This is a genomic window from Streptomyces sp. NPDC028305 (assembly GCF_055569495.1).
This window is the reverse complement of the sequence record NZ_JBVHTN010000002.1, coordinates 859,489-881,997: the sequence shown is the minus strand read 5'-3', so window position 1 is coordinate 881,997 and position 22,509 is coordinate 859,489. Positions and strand designations below refer to the sequence as shown.

Genomic DNA, 22,509 nt, shown 5'->3' with positions numbered 1-22,509 from the left:
ATCCCTAGCGGTCGGGAAGGCGTGTGCCGGGAGCCGGGTCACAGCTCTCCCAGTTCTTCGTCGATGAGCGCGAACACCTCGTCCTGGGAAGCCGAGTCCAGGCCCCAGTCCGTCGCGGGTGCCCGCGTCACGACCGAGGCCGGGCTCACCCGGCGCAGCAGCTTCTCCAGCCGCTCGGCCACCTCGTTCCGGGCCGGGTCGTCGTCGGGCATGGTGGCCAGCGCGATGTCCAGCCGGTCCAGGTCGGACATCACCGGGCTGACTTCGGTCTCGTCCCGGCACAGCTCGTCCCGGAGGTAGCCGACCAGGCCGGTGACGGTCGGGTAGTCGAAGATGAGCCCGGCGGGGAGCTTGCGCTGGACGGCGCCGCCCAGCCGGTTGCGCATCTCGACGGCGGTGACCGAGTCCAGGCCGAGCTCCCAGAACGGGCGGCCGGTGGGCACCGACTCGGGCCCGTCGTGGCCGAGGACGGCCGCGGCGTGGGTACGCACCAGGTCGCGCAGCACCCGCTCCTGCTCGGTCCGGCCGAGGCCGGCCAGCCGCTCCTCGAGCGACGGCCCCGTCTGATCGGGGGCGGCCCCGCCGGTGGCCGACTCCCGGATGCGGCGCACCTCTTCCAGATCGTGCAGCAGCGGGCTGGGCCGGGCGGCGGTGTACGCGAGGTAGAACCGGTCCCAGTCGATGTCCGCGACGACCAGGAAGGTGTCGTCGCCGTCGAGCGCCTGGCGCAGCGCCAGGACCGCCCGCTCGGGGGACATCACCGGGACGCCGTGCCGGCGCCGCAGATCGGCGACGGCCTCCTTCTCGGCCATCCCGCCCTGGGCCCAGGCACCCCAGCCGATGGAGGTGGCCACCTGGCCGTGGGCGCGTCGGTGCCACGCCAGCGCGTCGAGGTAGGCGTTGCCGGGCGCGTAGTTGGCCTGTCCGGCGGCGCCGAAGGTGCCGGCGGTGGAGGAGAACAGGACGAACGCCGACAGGTCCAGATCCGCGGTCAGCTCGTGCAGGTTCCGGGCGGCGCCGGTCTTCGCCCGCAGCACGGCGTCCGCCCGGTCGGCGGTCAGCGCGTCCAGCGGGCCGTCGTCCAGCACCGCGGCGGTGTGGAAGACGGCGGTGAGCGGCAGCTCGTCCGGGATGTCGGCGAGCACGGCCGCCAGCGCCTCACGGTCTCCGGCGTCGCAGGCGAGGAGGGTCACCCGGGCGCCGTCCGCCTCCAGGCCGGCCCGCAGCTCCGCGGCCCCCGCGGCGTCCGGTCCGCTCCGGCTGAGCAGCAGCAGGTGTTCGGCGCCGCGGGCGGCCAGCCAGCGGGCGACATGGCCGCCGATGGCGCCGGTGCCCCCGGTGATCAGTACGGTTCCGGTGGGGGTCCACTCGCGGGCGGGGGCGGCGGGCGCCGGGGTGCGGGCCAGCCTGCGGGCGAGGATACCGCCGGTCCGTACGGCGAGCTGGTCCTCCCCGGATCCGCCGGACAGCAGCCCGCACAGCCGGTTCACGTCCTGCTCGTCCGGCTCGGCCGGAAGGTCGATCAGCCCGCCCCAGCGGCCGGGGTGTTCCTGGGCGGCCACCCGGCCCAGCCCCCACACCAGCGCCTGCGCCGGGCTGACGGGGGCGTCGTCGGCTCCGTTGGTCACCGCGCCGCTGGTCACACACCACAGGGGCGCCGTGACACCGGCGGCCTCCAGCGCCTGGCACAGCGCCAGGACATGGGCGAAGCCGCCCGGCACCGCCGGGTAGGAGGGGTGCGGCCGCTCGTCCCAGGCGCTCACCGACAGCACTCCGGCCGGCTGAGCCGACTCGCCCGGCTCGGTCGGCTCGCAGGCCGTCCGCAGCTGCGCGGCGATGTCGGCGGGGCGGTCGGAGGAGATCACCACCGGCAGGGCCCTGGCGCCGCGGCGCTCGATGCCCGCCACCAGCGCGGCCACCCGGGGGTCCGCCTCGAATCCGGCGGAGACGGCCAGCAGCCAGGTGCCGGACAGGGGGGCCGGCGCGGTCTCGGGGACCTGCGCCCAGGCGATGCCGTAGCGCCAGGTGTCCACGGTGGCGCGCTCGCTCCGCTGCCGGTGCCAGTCCGAGAGCGCGGGCAGCACCGCGTTCAGCGAGGACCGTACGGACACGTCCTCGACGCCGAGGGTCGACGCCAGCCCGTCCGGGTCGAGCTGGTCCACCGCGGCCCAGAATGCCTCGTCCACTGCGGTGTTGCCCCGGGCCGCCTCGGGCTCCGACGGCGCGTCCAGCCAGTAGCGCTGCCGGTGGAAGGCGTAGGTGGGCAGCTCCACGGTCCGCCCGCCCTCGAAGGTGGTCGCCCAGTCCACGGCCACCCCGGTCACGAACACCTCGGCCAGCGCGGTCAGCAGCCGGTCCCGGCCGCCCTCGTCGCGCCGCAGGGTGCCGCCGATCGCGATGTCGCCGGGGTGGTCCTCGAGCGTCTCCGCCATGCCGGTGGTCAGCACCGGGTGCGGGCTGACCTCGACGAACACATCGTGTCCCGCACCCGCCAGGGCGCGCGTGGCCTGCTCGAAGAGCACGGTCTGGCGCAGGTTGCGGTACCAGTACTCGGCGTCCGCCGCGCCCGTGGCGAGGAGTTCGCCGGTGACGGCGGAGTACATGGGCAGCTCCGGCGTCCGGGACACGACCGGCGCGGCCAGGTCCAGCAGCGCCTCGCGCAACCGCGCCACCTGCGGGGAGTGGGAGGCGTAGTCCACCGGGATACGGCGTGCCCGCACCCCCTCGCGCTCACAGGCGGCCATCAGCTCCTCCAGCGCCTCCGGTTCACCGGCGACGACGGTGGAGCCGGGCCCGTTCACGGTGGCGACGCTGATGCGCTCGCCCCACGGCTTCAGCAGCTCCAGGGCCGCGCCCATGGGCCTGGCGAGCGAGACCATGCCGCCCTGCCCCGCCAGCTCCCGCGCGATGAGCCTGCTGCGCAGGGCCACGATCCGGGCGGCGTCGTCGAGCGACAGCACACCCGACACGGCCGCCGCCGCCAGCTCCCCCTGGGAGTGGCCCACCACGGCGGACGGCTCGACCCCGTGGGTCCGCCACACCTGGGCGAGGGACACCATCACCGCCCACAGCACCGGCTGCACCACGTCGACCCGGTCAAGCGACGGCGCGCCGGGGCGGCCGCGCAGCACGTCGAGCGGGGACCAGTCGATATGCGGCGCGAGAGCCGCGGCACAGCTTTCGAGGCGTTCGGCGAAGGCCGGGGAGATGTCGAGGAGTTCCGTGGCCATGCCGGCCCACTGCGAGCCCTGTCCGGGGAAGACGAACACGGTCTTCGCGCGCGCGGCCGCGACACCTTGGACCACACCGGCGGCCGGTTCGCCGCCGGCCAGCGCGGCGAGGCGGTGCAGCAGCTCCTCCCGGTCCCGGCCGACGACCACCGCGCGGTGGTCGAAGACGGCCCGGGTGGTCAGCAGGGACCGGGCGATGTCGGCGGGGGCCAGGTCCGGGGCGGCGGTCACCCGCTCGTGCAGCCGGCGGGCCTGGTCGCGGAGGCTCTCGGCGCTCTTGGCCGAGACGACCCACGGGACCGGCGCGTCGGCGACCGGGGCCGCGGGCGCCTCGGGCTCGGGCACCTGCTCGGGGATGTGCTCCAGGATCACATGCGCGTTGGTGCCGCTGATGCCGAAGGACGACACGGCGGCCCGCCGCGCCCGCCCGGTCTCGGGCCACGGCACACTTCCGTCGGCGAGCCGCAGCCCCCCGGCCGCCCAGTCGACGTGCGAGGTGGGCCGCTCGACGTGGAGGGTGCGCGGGACGACGCCGTGGCGCAGGGCCAGCACGGTCTTGATGACACCGGCGACACCCGCCGCGGCCTGCGTGTGGCCGAGGTTGGACTTCACCGAGCCGAGCAGCAGCGGCCGGTCCTCGGCCCGGTCCTGGCCGTACGTGGCCTGGAGGGCCTGCGCCTCGATCGGGTCGCCGAGGGAGGTGCCGGTGCCGTGTGCCTCCACGACGTCCACATCGGCGGCGCTCAGACCCGCGTTGGCCAGAGCCTGGCGGATCACCCGCTGCTGGGCGGGGCCGCTGGGCGCGGTCAGGCCGTTGGACGCGCCGTCCTGGTTGAGCGCGGAGCCGCGGAGCACCGCCAGCACCCGGTGTCCGTTGCGCCGGGCGTCGGAGAGCCGCTCGACGACCAGCATGCCGATGCCCTCGGCGAATCCCATGCCGTCGGCGTCGGCGCCGAACGCCTTGCAGCGGCCGTCGAGCGCGAGCCCGCCGATCCGGCTGAACTCGATCAGCGGCCGCGGGGTGGACATGACGGTCACCCCGCCCGCGACGGCCAGGGTGCACTCGCCCTGCCGGAGCGACTGGGCGGCCAGGTGCAGGGCCACCATGGACGACGAGCAGGCGGTGTCCACCGTGATCGCCGGGCCCTCCAGGCCCAGGGTGTAGGCGATCCGGCCGGAGGCCACGCTGTTGGCGCTGCCGTTGCCCAGGTATCCCTCGAAGCCGCTGAGCAGCCTGGGGAACCGCGAGGCGTAGTCGTTGTAGATCAGTCCGGTGAAGACGCCGGTCGAGGTGGCGCGGAGCGTGGTGGGGTCGATGCCCGCGCGCTCGAACGCCTCCCAGGTGGTCTCCAGCAGCAGCCGCTGCTGCGGGTCGGTGGCCAGGGCCTCGCGGGGCGAGATGCCGAAGAACTCGGGGTCGAAGTCGGCCATGTCGTGCAGGAATCCGCCGACCCGCGCGTAGGAGTCGTCCGGGAAGTGGGGGTCGCCCAGGTCGTCGACCTGCCAGCCGCGGTCGGTGGGGTAGGCGCCGGTGGCGTCCCGCTCGTCGATGAGCAGCTGCCACAGGTCCTCCGGTGAGCCCACCCCGCCGGGGAACCGGCAGCTCATGCCCACGATCGCGATCGGCTCATCCGCCACCACAGCCACCGCCGCAGCAACCGGAACCGCAGGCACGGACACGCCCTCGCCATCCGCCCCCAGCCGCAACGCCAGCTCCGCCGCCAGCGCCACCGGCGTCGGATGGTCGAACACCGCCGTCACCGGAAGCCGCAACCCCGTCGCCGCACCCAGCCGGTTCCGCAGCTCCACCGCCGTCAGCGAGTCGAACCCCACATCCTTGAACGCCCGATCCGCACCCACCGCCTCGGCACCACCATGCCCCAACACCACCGCCGCCTGCGCCCGCACCAACTCCGTCAACACCCGATCCCGCTCGGCCGGCGAGAGCGTGGCGAGACGCTCGCGCAGACCGCCGCCATCGGCGGGCGCGTTCGCCGCCACCCGCTTGGCCGGGGTGCGCACCAGGGCGCGGAAGAGCGGGGCGGGGTCCTTGTGCCTGCCCACCGCGGACACGTCGAGCCTGACCGGGACCGTGTGCGGACGCGGCATCCGGACGGCGGCGTCGAACAGCGCGAGGCCCTCGTCGGTGGTGAGCGCCTGGACCCCGCTGCGGCGCATCCGCTCCAGGTCGGCGGCGCCGAGCGCGCCGGTCATGGAGCTGCGGTCGGCCCACAGGCCCCAGGCCAGGGAGTGCGCGGGCAGCCCCTGGGCGCGGCGGTGCCAGGCGAGGGCGTCCAGGAAGGCGTTGGCGGCCGCGTAGCTGCCTTGTCCGGCGGCGCCCAGGACGCCTGCGGCGGAGGAGAACAGCGCGAACAGCGACAGATCGCGGTCCCGGGTCAGCTCATGCAGATGCCACGCCGCGTCCACCTTCGGCCGCAACACCGTGTCGAGACGCTCCGGCGTCAGCGCCGACACCACCCCGTCATCCAGCGCACCCGCCGCATGCACCACACCGCGCAGCCCGGGCAACTCACCCAACAGCCCCGCCAACGCCCCACGATCCGCCACATCACACGCCACCACCCGCGCCGTGGCCCCCAGCTCCGCGAGGTCCGCGACAAGCTCCGCCGCACCCGGCGCCTCCATGCCACGACGGCTGGTCAACACCAGGTCGGTGACGCGATGTTCGGTAGCCAGATGACGGGCCAGGGCCGAACCGATGACCCCCGTACCCCCCGTGATCAGCACGGTCCCGTCGAGCGGGCCGGACGGCGGGGTGGTCAGCACCACCTTGCCGGTGTGACGGGCCTGGCTGAGGTGGCGGAAGGCCTGCGGGGCCTGCCTGGTGTCCCAGGCGGTCACCGGCAGCGCGCTGAGCACCCCCTGCCCGAAGAGGTCCGCGAGGTGGGTGAGCATCTCCCCGAGCCGGTCGGCACCGGCCTCGCCGAGGTCGAACGCGCGGTAGCGCACCCCGGGCCGGGCCGCGGCGACCTCGTCGGCGTCACGGATGTCGGTCTTGCCCATCTCGACGAACCGCCCGCCGCTCGGCAGCAGCCCGAGCGAGGCGTCCACGAACTCCCTGGCCAGGCAGTTCAGTACGACATCGACACCCCGGCCGCCGGTCGCCTCGAGGAACCGGTCGGCGAACTCCAGGGTGCGCGAGGACGCCAGCCGCTCGGCCGGAACACCCATGCCGCGCACCACCGGCCACTTCGGCTCGCTCGCCGTCGCGTACACCTCGGCGCCCAGGTAGCGGGCCAACTGGACGGCCGCCATGCCCACCCCACCCGCGGCGGCGTGCACCGCCAGCGACTCGCCGGCCCGCAGATCGGCGAGGTCCACCAGCGCGTAGTAGGCGGTCAGGAACACGGCGGGCACCGAAGCCGCCTCGGCGAACGACCAGCCACCCGGCACACGCACGACCATCCGCGCGTCCGCCACCGCCAGCGGACCCGCGTACGCGCCCGACAGCAGCCCCATCACCCGATCGCCCACCGCGAGACCGGTGACCTCCCGGCCGACCTCGACCACCACACCGGCGCCCTCGCACCCGAAGAGCGATTCGGTGTTGGGAACCACGCCCAGCGCGACCAGGACATCCCGGAAGTTGACGCCGGTCGCGCGCACCGCGACCCGCACCTGGCCCGCCGCCAGGGGCGCCTCGGCCCTCGGGGACGCGGTCAGGGCCAGCCCCTCCAGGGTGCCCGCGGTGTCCAGGTCGAGCCCCCAGGCTCCGGCCGTGCCGGGCAGCGGCAGCGTTCCCGGGTCCGCCGAGGGCACGCGGGCCAGCCGCGGTACGGACGCCGCGCCGGAGCGGACGACGGCTTCCGACTCGCCCGCGGCCACCGCGGCGGCCGCCACCGCGGACAGCGCCGCCATCACCCCCGGGTCGGTCTCCGGGTCGGTGGCACCGTCGATGTCCACCTGGAGAATCCGGTGCGGGTGCTCCGACGCGGCCGAGCGCAGCAGTCCGCGCACGGCGGCCTGCGCCATGTCGATCCGGTCGCCCGGGGCCACGGCGATCGCGCCCCGGGTCACCGGAACCAGCCGTACGGCCTCCAGCTCGTCGTGCGCGAGCCACTCGCGCACCGGGCCGAGCACCGCGGCCAGCACCTCCCGGCTCGCGGCGGGCATGTCGCCGCCATCCCCGCGCGGGCAGGGAAGCAGCACCACCGGGGGCACCGGCTCGCCCGCGCGGACGGCCTCGGCCACGGCGGCGGCGTCCGGGTAGCGCGGCGCGTCGAGGCCGGGCAGGGCGTCGCCGAGGATCGCGAGCCCCTGCTCCGGCGCGTCGGCCGTGGCCAGAGACGCCCAGGTCACCTCGTACATCGAGTTGACCGCTGTGCCGGACATCGCGTCGGCGGACAGCGGGCGCGAGACGATCTGGTCGACCGTGAGGATCGGCAGCCCGGCCTGGTCGGTCATCCGCACCGAGATCGCGTCGGATCCGGCCGGGGCCATCCGGACCCGCGCCGAGGTGGCGCCCATGGCGTGGATCCGGGCGCCGGAGAAGGAGAACGGCATCATCCGCTCCGCCTCGCCCTCCGCCACCGTCACCAGCCGTGTCTGAAGCGCCGCGTCGACCAGCGCGGGGTGTACGCCGAACCGCTCCGCCTCGCCCGCGGCGGCCTCGTCCAGCGCGACCTCGGCGAACATCTCGGCGCCGCGCCGCCATACCGCGCGCACGCCCCGGAACACCGGTCCGTAGGCGTAACCGGCCTCCGCGAGGCGCTCGTAGAAGCCGTCGATGTCCACGGCGACCGCGTCGGCGGGCGGCCAGGCGGTGTCCTCGGCCGCGGGCTCGCCGGCGGGCGCGGTGATGAGCGTTCCGGTGGCGTGGCCGGTCCACTCCTCCTCGTCATCGGTCCGGCCCGGGCGGTGCGGCCGGGAGTGCACCCGGACGGCGCGGCGGCCCAGTTCGTCGGCGGCGTCGACGCCGACCTGGATGTCGAGGGGGGTGCCGTCGGCGGGCAGGACCAGGGGCGCGTGCAGCACGAGCTCGTCCAAGTGGTCGCTGCCGACCGACTCGCCCGCGCGCAGCGCGAGTTCCATGACGGCCGCGCCCGGCAGCAGGACCCGGTTCAGCACGGCGTGGTCGGCGAGCCACGGCTGGGCGGCCGTGGACAGACGGCCGGTGAAGACGCAGCCGTCGCCGTCCGCCAGCGTGACGGCGGCCGCCAGCAGCGGATGGCCCACGACGGACAGCCCGGCCCCGGCGACATCGCCGACGCCGGCGGTGCCGCGCAGCCAGTAGTGGTCGCGCTGGAACGCGTAGGTGGGCAGGTCCACGGGCGCGGCGGCGCCGCCGAAGACCGCCTTCCAGTCGGGCTCGACTCCCCGCACCCACAGCTCGGCCAGCGAGGTCAGCACGCGGCGCGGGCCGCCCTCGTCGTGCCGCAGGGTGCCCACGGCGAGGACGTCGGTGTCGACGGCGTGCCCGGCCTCCTGGATGGCGCCCGCCAGCACGGGGTGCGGGCTGACCTCCAGGAACACCCGGTCACCCTGGTCGAGCAGAACCCGCACGGTGTCATGGAACGCCACCCGCTCCCGCAGATTGCGATACCAGTACTCCGCGTCCAGCTCCACACCCGTCACCGGCGCCCCGGTCACCGTCGAATACATCGGCACATCACCCACACGCGGCACAATCGGCCCCGCCAACTCCAGCAACCGCCCCCGGATCCGCTCCACATGCGGCGTATGCGACGCGTAATCCACCGCCACCCGACGCGCCCGCACCCCCACCGCCTCAGCCGCCGCCAGCACCGCGTCCAGCGCCTCCGGGGATCCGGCCACGACGGTGGCGGCCGGGCCGTTGACGGTCGCGATCCACACGCCGTCATGTCCTTCGAGGAGCTCCTCGACGCGCTCGACGGAGGCCGCGACGGACACCATCCCGCCGAGGCCCGCCAGCTCTCCCGCGATGGCACGGCTGCGCAGCGCCACCAGCCGCGCACCGTCCTCCAACGACAACGCCCCCGACACACACGCCGCCGCGATCTCACCCTGCGAATGGCCGATCACCGCCGACGGCTCCACACCCGCCGAACGCCACACCTGAGCCAGCGACACCATCACCGCCCACAACACCGGCTGCACCACATCCACCCGCTCCAGCGGACCCTCCTCGCGCAACACCTCCAACAGATCCCACTCGATATGCGGCGCCAACGCCCCCGCACACTTCTTGATCGAGTCGGCGAACGCCGGGGAGGTGCCGAGGAGTCCGGAGGCCATACCGACCCACTGCGACCCCTGGCCCGGGAAGACGAACACCACGCCCGTGGGCGCGCCGGTGGTCTCGCCGCTCACCACGTGGGCCGCAGGCTCCCCGGCCGCGAGGGCGTCGAGGCCGCTCAGGAAGGTGTCCGGGGCGTCGCCCACGACCACGGCACGGTGCTCAAGGCCCGACCGGGTCGACGCCAGCGACCAGCCGATGCCGGCCGGGTCCCCGTGTTCGGCGGCGACGGAGCGCACCCGTCCTGCCTGGGCCTTCAGGGCGGCGGCGGACCGGGCCGACACCGGCCACGGGAGGGCGCCGGTGAGCGCGGCCGGGGCGGGGGCGTCGGCGGGCTCGCGCTCGTCCGCCGGGGCCTGTTCGAGGATCACATGCGCGTTCGTTCCGCTCACTCCGAACGAGGACACCGCGGCCCGCCGCATCCGGTCGCTCTCGGGCCAGGCCAGATTGTCCGTGGCCAGCTCGACCGCGCCGGACTCCCAGTCCACATGCGGGGTCGGTTCGTCCACGTGCAGGGTGCGCGGTACGACGCCGTGGCGCAGCGCCATCACCATCTTGATGACACCGGCCACGCCCGCCGCGGCCTGGGTGTGGCCGATATTCGACTTGACCGAGCCGAGCAGCAGCGGCCGGTCCCCTGGCCGGTCCTGGCCGTACGTCGCCAGCAGCGCCTGCGCCTCGATCGGGTCGCCCAGCGACGTACCCGTGCCATGAGCCTCCACGGCGTCCACGGCGGCGGCGGACACCCCGGCGTCGGCCAGCGCCTGACGGATCACCCGCTGCTGCGCAGGACCGTTCGGCGCCGTCAGGCCGCTCGACGCGCCGTCCTGGTTCACCGCGCTGCCCCGCACCACGGCCAGCACCTGGTGGCCGTTGCGCACCGCGTCCGACAGCCGCTCCACCAGCAGCAGGCCGACGCCCTCGGCCGCCCCCATGCCGTCCGCGGTGGCCGCGAACGCCTTGCACCGGCCGTCCCGCGACAGGCCCTGCTGCTTGCTGAACTCGGTGAACAGGTCCGGGGTCGACATCACGGCGACACCGCCGGCCAGCGCCAGGGAGCACTCGCCCTGCCGCAGCGAACGGACCGCCAGGTGCAGCGCCACCAGCGACGACGAGCAGGCCGTGTCCACGGTGAGGGCCGGGCCCTCCAGGCCGAAGGTGTACGCGATCCGGCCCGACGCCACGCTGCCCGCCACGCCCGTCATGGCGTGGCCCTCGACCTCTTCGGGGACCGCGGGCAGCCTGCTGCCGTAGTCGCGGAAGCTGGAGCCGATGAACACGCCCGTCCGGCTGCCGCGCAGCGCCGCCGGGTCGAGACCTGAGCGCTCGAACAGCTCCCAGGAGGTCTCCAGCAGCAGCCGCTGCTGCGGGTCCATCGCCAGCGCCTCGCGCGGTGATATGCCGAAGAAGGAGGCGTCGAACTCGCCCGCGTCGTGCAGGAATCCGCCCCGGTCCACATACGAGGTGCCCGGCCGGTCGCCCGCGGGGTCGACCAGGCCGGCCAGGTCCCAGCCGCGGTCGGCCGGGAAGCCGGTTATGGCGTCCCCGCCGCCGGACACCAGCCGCCACAGGTCCTCGGGCGACGCGACCGCGCCGGGATAGCGGCAGCTCATCCCGACGATCGCCACCGGCTCGCTGTCCGCAGTCTCCACGGCCCGCAGCCGCGACCGCGTCTCCTGAAGTTCCGCGGTGACCCGGGTCAGGAAGTGGCGAAGCTTCTTGACGTCATCCATGTTCTTGCCCTCGATCGTGGGTCAGTTGTGGGCGTGCGTGCGTGATGTCGTTGCCGATGGCGCGCGACGGGTCAGGAGATCCCGAATTCCTTCTCGATGAAGTCGAAGATCTCGTCATTCGACGCGTCCTCGAGCTCCGCGGAGTCCACGGTGTCCTCGGCCGGCCCGTCGCCGGTGGACGACCACAGCAGATGCCGCAGCCGCCCGGCGATGGCCGCTCTCGCCGGATCCCCGTCCGGCAGCTCCTTCAGCAGGACCTCGAGCCGGTCGAGTTCCGCGGCGCCGGCGTTCTCGGGCTCCTGGGACCCGCCGAACATCTCGGCGTCGAGATAGCGGGCGAGGTCGGCCACGGTCGGACGGTCGAAGACCACGGTGGCGGGCAGCCGCAGACCGGTCGCGAGGCCCAGCCGGTTGCGCAGCTCCACCGCGGTGACCGAGTCCAGGCCCAGTTCGAGGAACTGCCGCCGGGGGTCCACCGCATCGGCGGAGTCGTGGCCGAGCACGGCCGCCGCCTGGGTTCGTACAGCGTCGAACAGCTGCCGCTCGCGCTCCTGCGCGCCGAGGCCGGCGAGCCGGTCGTGCAGCGCGTGGGTGGTGTCCGTGCCGGTGGCCTCGCCCGTGCCCAGGGCCTGCCGGGTCTCGGGCAGCTCGTCGAGCAGACGGCTGGGGCGTGTCGCGGTGTAGGCGTGGGCGAACCGGTCCCAGTCGATGTCGGCGATGACGACGGCCGTGTCGCCGTGGGCGAGCGCGGCCTCCAGCGCCAGGACGGCGGACTCCGGGGGCAGCAGCGGTACGCCGTGCCGGACCCGGACATCGGTCACCGCGTCCCGTTCGGCCATGCCGCCCTGCGCCCAGGATCCCCAGGCCACCGAGGTGGCCACCAGCCCGCGCGAGCGCCGGTAGGCGGCCAGCGCGTCCAGGTAGGCGTTGCCGGGGGCGTAGTTGCCCTGGCCCGCCATGCCGACGGTGCCCGCCAGCGAGGAGAACAGCACGAACGCGGACAGGTCCGAGCCCAGTCGCGCGGTCAGCTCGTGCAGCCGCCAGGCCGCGTCGGCCTTGACCCGCAGCACGCTGTCGACCTGGTCGAGCGTCAGGGCGGTCACGGCCCCGTCGTCCAGTACGGCGGCGGTGTGGAACACCGCGGTCAGCGGGTACGCGTCGGGGATCGAGGCCAGCAGGTCGCGCAGCGCGCCGGTGTCCGCGATGTCACAGGCGGCCACCGTCACCTCGGCGCCCGCGGCGGCCAGCTCGGCCACCAGGTCGGCCGCGCCGGGGGCGGCCTGCCCCTGGCGGCTGACGAGCAGCAGGTGCCGGGCGCCCTGGGCGGCCAGCCTGCGGGCGACCTGCCCGCCGAGGGCCCCTGTGCCGCCGGTGATGAGCACCGTTCCCTCGCCCGGGGTCCAGCCGTCGCCCGCCGCGTCGCCGAGCGGCGCCCGGACGATCCGGCGGCCGAACGTTCCGAACGGACGGACCGCGACCTGGTCCTCGCCACTCCGGTCGGCCAGCACCGCGCACAGCCGGCCGAGGTCCTTGGCGTCCGGGGCGAGGGGCAGATCCACCAGGCCGCCCCAGCGTGCGGGCAGCTCCTGCGCCACGACCCGGCCCAGCCCCCAGACCAGCGCCTGGGCCGGTCCGGTGAGCGGGTCCTGGCCGCCGACGGACACCGCGCCCCGGGTGAGGCACCACAGCGGGGCGGCCGCGCCCGACTTCTCCAGCCCCTGGATGAGCAGCAGCGTCCGGCCGAAGCCGGCCGGCACGGCGGGCGTGCCGTCGAGGGGCGACTCGTCGTCGGCGAGCAGGGACAGCACTCCGGCCGCCTCGGTGTGCGCGGCGAGCACATCGGCCCACCGCTGCCCGTCCTCGGGGGCCGCCAGCGGTTGGACGGCCGCTCCGTGTTCGCGCAGGGCCCCGGCGACCGCCTCGTACAGCTCGCCGTCGAGCTGCTCGCGGGTGCCGGCCACCAGCCAGGTGCCGGAGAGGGTGGCCGACGCGTGGCCGGTCAGCGGCTTCCAGTCGGCCCGGTACCGCCAGGACTCCATCGCGGAGGCCGCCTTGTGGCGCCGGTGCCACGCCGTCAGGGCGGGCAGCACGGCCGTCAGCTCGGGGCCCGCGTCGTCCAGCCGCAGGGTTCGCGCGAGTCCTTCCAGGTCCTCGCGCTCCACGACCTCCCAGAAAGCGGCGTTCTCGTCGGCGGCCGCCGAGGGGCGCGAGGCGGCGGAGTCGAGCCAGTAGCGCTTGGGCTGGAACGCGTACGTGGGCAGGTCGACGCGGCGGCCTCCGGTGCCCGCGAACACCCGGGCCCAGTCGGGGCCCGTGCCCCGTACCCACAGCTCGGCGAGCGAGGCCAGGAACCGCCGGGAGCCTCCTTCGCCGCGCCTGAGGGTGCCGGTCACCGCGGTGTCCACCGACCGGACGCGGCCGGCCTCCTGGATGGCGCCCGCCAGCACGGGGTGCGGGCTGACCTCCAGGAACACCCGGTCACCCTGGTCGAGCAGAACCCGCACGGTGTCATGGAACGCCACCCGCTCCCGCAGATTGCGATACCAGTACTCCGCGTCCAGCTCCACACCCGTCACCGGCGCCCCGGTCACCGTCGAATACATCGGCACATCACCCACACGCGGCACAATCGGCGCCGCCAACTCCAGCAACCGCCCCCGGATCCGCTCCACATGCGGCGTATGCGACGCGTAATCCACCGCCACCCGACGCGCCCGCACCCCCACCGCCTCAGCCGCCGCCACCGTCTCGTCGAGGGAGGCCAGATCGCCCGCGACGACGACGCTGTCCGGGCCGTTCACCGTGGCCACCCACACTCCGTCGCGTCCTTCGAGGAGCTCCTCGACGCGCTCGACGGAAGCGGCCACGGACACCATTCCACCGAGGCCGGCCAGGTCCTCGGCGATGGCGCGGCTGCGCAGCGCCACCAGCCGCGCACCGTCCTCCAACGACAACGCCCCCGACACACACGCCGCCGCGATCTCACCCTGCGAATGGCCGATCACCGCCGACGGCTCCACACCCACCGAACGCCACACCTGAGCCAGCGACACCATCACCGCCCACAACACCGGCTGCACCACATCCACCCGCTCCAGCGGACCCTCCTCGCGCAACACCTCCAACAGATCCCACTCGATATGCGGCGCCAACGCCCCCGCACACCGCTCGATGGAGTCGGCGAACGCCGTGGACGCTTCGAGGAGTTCGGTCGCCATGCCGACCCACTGCGACCCCTGCCCGGGGAAGACGAACACCGCGCCCCGGGACCCGCCGGACACCTCGCCGCTCACCACATGGGCGGCGGGCTCCCCGGCCCCGAGGGCGTCGAGCGCCCGCAGAAAGCCCTCCCGGTCGTCCGCCACGACCACCGCGCGGTGCTCGAGCCCCGCCCGGGTCGACGCCAGCGACCAGCCGATGTCGGCGGTGTCGGCCTCCGAGGCGGCGGCGAACTCCCGCAGCCGGGCCGCCTGGCGGCGCAGACCGTCCGCCGAGCGGCTCGACACCACCCAGGGCAGCGCCCCCGTGTGCGCCGGCCGCTCGTCGGCGGAGAGGTCTGCGGCGGCCGGGGCCTGTTCGAGGATCACATGCGCGTTGGTGCCGCTCACCCCGAACGAGGAGACGGCAGCCCGCCGCACCCGGTCGAGTTCGGGCCAGGCCAGATTCTCCGTCACCAGCTCGACCGCACCGGACTCCCAGTCCACATGCGGGGACACCGCGTCCACGTGCAGCGTCGCGGGCACGATCCCGTGGCGCAGCGCCATCACCATCTTGATGACCCCGGCCACGCCGGCGGCCGCGGAGGTGTGGCCGATGTTGGACTTGAGCGAGCCGAGCAGCAGCGGGCGGTCGGCGGGCCGGTCCTGGCCGTAGGTGGCCAGCAGCGCCTGCGCCTCGATCGGGTCGCCCAGCGACGTACCCGTGCCATGGGCCTCGACCACGTCCACATCCGCGGCCGACAGCCGGGCGTTGGCCAGGGCCTGGCGGACCACCCGCTGCTGCGAGGGCCCGTTCGGTGCGGTGAGCCCGTTGGACGCGCCATCCTGGTTGACCGCGCTGCCCCGCACCACGGCCAGCACCTGGTGGCCGTTGCGCACCGCGTCCGACAGCCGCTCCAGGAGCACCACCCCGACGCCCTCGCCCCACGCGGTGCCGTCCGCGCCGGCGGCGAAGGGCTTGCACCGGCCGTCGGCGGCGAGCGCGCGCTGGTGGCTGAACTCGGTGAAGACCGTCGGAGTCGACATGACCGTCACCCCGCCGACCAGCGCCAGGGAGCACTCGCCCTGCCGCAGCGACTGCACCGCCAGGTGGAAGGCCACCAGCGACGAGGAGCACGCGGTGTCCACCGTGATGGCCGGGCCCTCCAGGCCGAAGGTGTACGCGACGCGGCCCGAGGCCACACTGCCCGCGGCGCCGGTGAACAGATAGCCCTCGGTGCCCTGCGGATCGACGGAGCCGCTGCCGTAGCCGTGCGGGACGGCGCCGACGAACACGCCGGTCCGGCTGCCACGCAGCGCCGCCGGGTCGAGACCGGCCCGCTCCAGGGCCTCCCAGGAGGTCTCCAGCAGCAGCCGCTGCTGCGGGTCCATCGCCAGCGCCTCGCGCGGCGATATCCCGAAGAACTCCGCGTCGAACTCGGCAGCGTCGTGAAGGAAACCGCCCTGCTGGACGGAGCTGGTGCCGGGCCGGCCGGGGTCCGGGTGGGACAGGTCCTCCAGGGGCCAGCCGCGGTCGACCGGGAAGCCCGAGATCACATCCCGGTCGGACAGCAGAAGCTGCCACAGGTCCTCCGGGGAGCGCACATCGCCGGGGAAGCGGCAGCCGGTCGACACGATCGCGATGGGGTCGTCGGCGGCCACGGGGGCGTCGTCCGCCGTCACCGTGCCGTCCTCGCCGAGGAGCCGGTCCCGCAGGTGCTCGGCGAGCGCGAGCGGCGTGGGGTAGTCGAACACGACGGTGGGCGAGAGGTTCACCCCGGTCGCGGCCGCGAGCCGGTTCCGCAGCTCCACGGCCGTCAGCGAGTCGAAGCCCGCCTCGCGGAACGCCCGCCCGACCTCGACGTCGCCGGGTGCGGACCAGCCCAGCACGGCGGCCGCGTGGGCGCATACCTCGTCCAGCACCACGCGCGTCCGGTGCGCGGCGGAGGTCGCCTCGGCCACCCTCCGGGGGAAGCCCTCGAGCGCCTCGGGCACGGGCGAGGACGGCAGGTCGACGCGGGCCTCGGCGCCGGAGGACGTGGGGGCGAGCCAGTAGCGGTCGCGCTGGAAGGCGTAGGTGGGCAGCTCGACAGGGTCGCCGCCGGGGGTGAACACCCGCGACCAGTCGGGGGCCGGGCCACGGATCCAGAGCGCGGCCAGGGAGGTGAGGACCTGGTCGATCCCGCCCTGGTCGCGCCGCAGGGTGCCGACCGCGAGGACATCGGGGCCCTCGGCCTCGCCGCCGCCTTCGGTCTGGAGCACCGCGGTGAGCACCGGGTGCGGGCTGACCTCGACGAAGACCGTGTGTCCTGCGTCGCGCACGGCCCGCACGGTGTCCTGGAACCGCACCGGCTCCCGCAGATTGCGGTACCAGTACTCGGCGTCGAGCGCCCGGCCCTCGACCGGTGCGCCGGTGACGGTCGAATACATCGGGACGGCTCCGGGCCGCGGCGCCACCGAGGCGGCACCGGCCAGCAACGGCTCCCGGATGCGCTCGACATGGGGGGTGTGCGAGGCGTAGTCGACCGCGATCATCTTCGGCCGCAGCCCGGCGCTCTCGGCCTCGGCCATCACCTCGGCGACGGCCTCGGGCGTGCCGCCGACCACCGTGGCGGACGGGCCGTTGACCACCGAGATCCAGACGTCGGCGCGGTCCGCGAGCAGCTCCGTGACGCGGTCGGCCGAGGCGGCGATCGACAGCATCCGGCCGCCGCCGGCCAGTTCGGCCGCGGCCAGGCGGCTGCGGAGGACCACCAGCCGCGCCCCGTCGGCGAGCGACAGCGCGCCGGACACACAGGCGGCCGCGAGCTCTCCCTGGGAGTGTCCGATCACAGCGGCCGGGGATATGCCCGCCGCTTGCCACATCTGTGCCAGGGACACCATCACGGCCCACAGCACCGGCTGCACGATCTCCACGCGCCGCAGTGCGTCCGCGTCGCGTACGGCCGCGAACAGATCCCAGTCGACCTCGGCCGCCAGCGCCTGGGCGCACGCGTCCATCGAGGCGGCGAACGCCGGGGAGGACGCCAGCAGTTCGGTGGCCATGCCGGCCCACTGGCCGCCCTGGCCGGGGAAGACGAACACCACTCCGCCCGGCTGGGCCGGGGCGGTCCCGCTCACCACGCCCGCGGCCGGCTCCCCGGCCGCGAGGGCGCCGAGACCGGCCAGGAAGGCGTCCCGGTCCTCGGCGACCACCACGGCGCGGTGTTCCAGCGCGCCGCGCGTCGTCGCGAGCGACCGGCCCAGGTCCTCGGGCGTGGCGTCACCGGCGGCGGCGAACGCGTGCAGCCGCTCGGCCTGGGCCCGCAGGCCGCCGGCGGTACGGGCCGACACCACCCAGGGCAGCGCGCCACGGCCGCGCATCGCGGGCACGGGCGCGGACTCGCCGGCTGGTGCGGGCTCGGCTGCGAGGGGCTCCTGCTCGATGATCACATGCGCGTTGGTCCCGCTGATCCCGAAGGACGACACGGCCGCGCGCCGGGCCCGGTCGCGCTCGGGCCAGGGCATGCCCCGGGTCACCAGCGCGACCGCGCCGGTGGCCCAGTCGACCTGTGACGTCGGCGCGTCCACGTGCAAGGTGGCGGGGACCAACCCGTGCCGGATGGCCATCACGGTCTTGATGACTCCGGCGATGCCCGCGGCCGCCTGGGTGTGACCGATGTTGGACTTCACCGAACCCAGCAGCAGGGGATGGTCGCCGGGGCGCTCCTGGCCGTAGGTGGCCAGCAGCGCCTGGGCCTCGATCGGGTCGCCCAGCGCGGTTCCGGTGCCGTGGGCCTCCACCACGTCCACGTCGGAGGAGGCCAGGCCCGCGTCGGCCCAGGCGTCGCGGATGACCCGCTGCTGGGACAGCCCGCTGGGCGCCGTCAGACCGTTGGACGCGCCGTCCTGGTTGACCGCCGAGCCGCGCACCACGGCCAGCACCCGGTGTCCGTTGCGCCGCGCGTCCGACAGCCGCTCGACCAGCAGCATCCCGGCGCCCTCGGCGAAGCCGGTGCCGTCGGCCGCGGCCGCGAACGCCTTGCAGCGGCCGTCCCGCGCGAGGCCCTGCTGGCGGCTGAACTCGGTGAAGATGCCCGGGGTGGACAGCACCGTCACCCCGCCGACCAGCGCCAGCGAGGACTCCCGCTGGCGCAGGGACCGCACCGCCAGATGCAGGGCCACCAGCGACGATGAGCAGGCCGTGTCGACGGTGATGGCGGGGCCGGTCAGCCCGAGCAGATAGGCGATGCGGCCGGAGGCGATGCTGGTGGTCTTGCCGGTGAGCAGATAGCCGTCGAGGGCCTCGGGGGCGTCGTGCAGCCGCGGCCCGTACTCCTGGTCCATGGTGCCGACGAAGACACCGGTCCTGCTGTCCCGCAGGGTGTCCGGGGCGATGCCCGCCCGCTCCAGCAGCTCCCAGGAGGTCTCCAGCAGCAGCCGCTGCTGCGGGTCCATCGCCAGCGCCTCGCGCGGCGATATCCCGAAGAAGCGCGCGTCGAAGTCGGTGACCCGGTCGAGGAATCCGCCTCCCTCGGCGAAGCTGCCGCCGGTGGCGTCGGCCTGGCGCAGCCGCTCCAGATCCCAGCCGCGGTCCTCGGGGAACCCCGAGATCGCGTCCCCGTCGGTGGCGACCAGCCGCCACAGATCCTCGGGGGAGGCCACCCCGCCGGGGAAGCGGCAGCTCATCCCGATGATGGCGATGGGCTCGTCGGGGTCGGCCGGGGTGGCGGCGCGGGCGGACGGCGCGGCGGCCGCCGCGGGCCGGTGGCCGGTCCGCGCGGTCTCGAGGTGGCCGGCCAGCCCGGCCGGGGTGGGGTGGTCGAAGAGGGTGGCGGTGGTCAGCCGTACGCCGAGGGCGGTGTTCACCCGGCCGCAGAGTTCGCCGAGCATGACGGAGTCGAACCCGAGGTCCTTGAACGTCCGTCGTACGTCGAGCTCCGCCGACGACGGCTGCCCCAGCACGGCGGCGGTGTTGCCCCGCACCACGCGCATCACGTCGTCCGGCCCGTCCGTGGCCGGGGGCTCCGGCTCCGCGACGGCGGCGGACGGCGTGTCGGCGGGGGTGTCGACGGCGGGCGCGTCGGCTCCGGAGGCGTCGAGCCAGTGGCGGTCGCGCTGGAAGGCGTAGGTGGGCAGGTCGGTACGGCGGGCGCCGGTGCCCGCGAACAGCCGGGCCCAGTCGGGAGCGGCGCCGTGGGCCCACAGCTCGGCTATGGAGGTCAGGAACCGCCTGGCGCCGCCCTGGTCGCGGCGCAGCGTCCCGCCGGCGAATACGTCGGCGCCGGCCGCCTGACCGGCCTCGGCCACCGCGGTGGTGAGCACCGGATGCGGGCTGACTTCGAGGAACACCGTCTTCCCCGACTCCAGCAGGGCACCGAGGGTGTCCTGGAAGAGCACCGGCTCCCGCAGATTCCGGTACCAGTACCCGGCGTCCAGCTCCGCGCCGTCGACGGGCGCGCCGGTGACGGTCGAGTACAGCGGCACCTCGCCGGTGCGCGGGGCGATGGGGGCGGCCAGTTCCAGCAGCCGCTCGCGCACCCGCTCGACGTGCGGCGTGTGCGAGGCGTAGTCCACCGCGATGGTCCGGGTCCGCACACCGGCCCGCTCACAGGCGGCGACGGTCTCGGCGAGGGCTTCGGGGCCGCCCGCGACGACCGTGGCGGCGGGGCCGTTGACGACCGCCACCCAGACGCCGTCCCGGTCCGCCAGCAGCTCCCGCACCCATGCGACGGGGGCCGCGATCGAGACCATGCCGCCGAGGCCCGCCAGCTCCTCGGCGATGGCGCGGCTGCGCAGCGCCACCAGCCGGGCGCCGTCGTCCAGCGACAGGGCGCCGGACACACAGGCGGCCGCGATCTCACCCTGGGAGTGTCCGACCACCGCGGTCGGGGAGATGCCCGCCGCGCGCCACACCTGGGCGAGCGAGACCATCACGGCCCACAGCACCGGCTGTACCACGTCCACGCGCTCGAGCGGGTTGTCGCCCGAGGTGTTCCGCAGGACGTCCAGCAGGTTCCATTGGATGTGCGGCGCCAGCGCCGCCGCGCACTTCTCGACGGAGTCGGCGAACACCGGTGAGGAGTCGAGGAGTTCGGTCGCCATGCCGACCCACTGCGACCCCTGTCCCGGGAAGACGAACACCACGTCGGCGGCCTCGCCCGTGGCGGTGCCTTCTACGACGTGTTCCGCGGGGTCGGCGGAGGCGATCGCGGCCAGCCCGCCGAGGAACTCCTCGCGGTTTCCGGTCAGCACCACGGCGCGGTGTTCCAGCGCGGCCCGCGACGACGCCAGCGACCATGCGATGTCCGCCGGGTCGGCGGTTGCGGCGCCGGTCGCGGCAGCGGTTGCGTCGGCAGTCTGGTCGGCGGCGAACTCCCGGAGCCGTGCCGCCTGTCCACGCAGTCCGCGCGCGCTGCGGCCGGACACCGGCCAGGGCAGCACGGGGCCGAGGTCCAGGACCGGGATCGCCGGGTCCGCGGGGGCCGGCTCGTCGACGGCGGGCGCCCGCTCGACCACCACATGCGCGTTGGTGCCGCCCATCCCGAACGCGGACACGCCGGCCAGCAGCGGTGCGTCGGGCCGCGGCCACGGGGTCAGCCCGGTCTGCACCCGCAGGTTCCACTCGGCCAGCGGGATACGGGGGTTGGGCGTCTCGAAGTTGAGGCTGGCGGGGAGCCGGCCGGCCTTCAGGGCGAGCAGCACCTTGATCAGGCCGGTGATGCCGGCGGCGCCCTCCAGGTGTCCCACGTTGGTCTTGGCCGAGCCGACCAGCAGCGGGGAGTGCGGCTGCCGCGACGCGCCGAACACGGACGCCAGGGCGGCCGCCTCGATGGGGTCGCCGACCGCGGTGCCGGTGCCGTGCAGTTCCACGTACTGCACCTCGTCGGGGCCGATCCCGGCGTCGGCGCAGGCCCGGCGCAGCACGTCCTCCTGGGCGGTCTGGCTGGGGGTGGTGAGGCTGTCGCCGCCTCCGTCGTTGTTGACCGCGCTGCCGCGCAGCACACCGTGGATCCGATCGCCGTCGGCGAGCGCCCGCGCGAGGGGCTTGAGGAGGACGAAACCACCGCCCTCGCCCCGGACATAGCCGTTGGCGCGGGCGTCGAAGGTGAAGCAGCGGCCGTCCGGTGAGAGTCCGCCGAACCGGGAGACGCTGAGGGTGCCGTCGAAGGTGAGGTTGAGGTTGACCCCGCCGGCGAGGGCGAGTTCACACTCTCCGCTGCGCAGGCTCTGGCAGGCCATGTGCACGGCGACGAGGGAGGAGGACTGGCCGGAGTCGACGACCAGGCTCGGTCCGCGGATGCCGAGCAGATAGGAGAGCCGATTGGCGATCATGCTGCGGTGCAGGCCGGGCAGCGTGTGATGGGTGACCGCCGTGGTGTCCCGCCGCCGGGTCAGCGTGGCGTAGTCGTCGCTGATGGCTCCGATGAAGACACCCGCCCTGCGCCCCGAGACCCGGTCCGGGGCGAGCCCCGCGTCCTCGAGGGCCTCCCAGCCGAGTTCGAGGGCGAGTCGCTGCTGGGGGTCCATGGCCGCCGCCTCGCGCGGCGAGATGCCGAAGAAGTCGGCGTCGAAGCAGTCCACTTGATCGAGGAAGGCGCCGTGTCCCGGAGCCTGTGCCGCCTCGTCGGGGTGGCGGGCCCACCGGCCGGGCGGCACCGGGGTCACCGCGTCGGCGCCGTCGTGGAGCAGGCGCCAGAAGTCAGCCGGTGAATTCGCTTCGGGTAAGCGGGCGGATATCCCGACTACTGCGATCGCCCTGTCGACGTGAGCATGCCGTAACGAATCCACTGACATGGACAATTACATCCCCCGTCGCGCTTCGGTTCCCATGCTCAGCATATTAGAGATGATCACTTAAAGGCCAGCGGCCGACGACCTGACAACCGTTCGAATAAATTCTTCCGAACATCTGTTGCAACTTCAGACAACCGTCGGGATGAACTCCGGCGTCAACGTGATCTCCGCAATCACTCTATAGCTGCCTGTTCGGACCACAAGTCAAAAGTGACGCTGATCACATGTTACAGACTTGTGGAACCGCCCGACGACCTCACAACCTCCCGCGACACACGGCCGGAACATGAACGCGGTGGCCGCTTGACAGCCCGGGGCGCATCGCGTTTGGCTGT

Annotated in this window: 2 protein-coding genes; both read right to left on the bottom strand. The window is 74.5% G+C overall.

The window, feature by feature from the left end:
• Positions 1-38: 38 nt before the first annotated feature.
• The gene (locus ACZ4WQ_RS10220) at positions 39-11,201 is read right to left on the bottom strand and encodes a type I polyketide synthase (protein ID WP_398375330.1); all 11,163 of its coding nucleotides are present in this window, start codon (positions 11,199-11,201) and stop codon (positions 39-41) included.
• A gap of 71 nt (positions 11,202-11,272) precedes the next feature.
• Entirely contained in the window at positions 11,273-22,174 is a 10,902-nt protein-coding gene (locus ACZ4WQ_RS10215) for a type I polyketide synthase (protein ID WP_468022140.1), read from the bottom strand.
• Between the last annotated feature and the right edge of the window lie 335 nt (positions 22,175-22,509).

Bases quoted from the DNA above. Each gene is read 5' to 3' on its own strand.
- ACZ4WQ_RS10220 (WP_398375330.1), bottom strand. From the start codon at position 11,201: ATGGATGACGTCAAGAAGCTTCGCCACTTCCTGACCCGGGTCACCGCG.
- ACZ4WQ_RS10215 (WP_468022140.1), bottom strand. From the start codon at position 22,174: ATGTCAGTGGATTCGTTACGGCATGCTCACGTCGACAGGGCGATCGCA.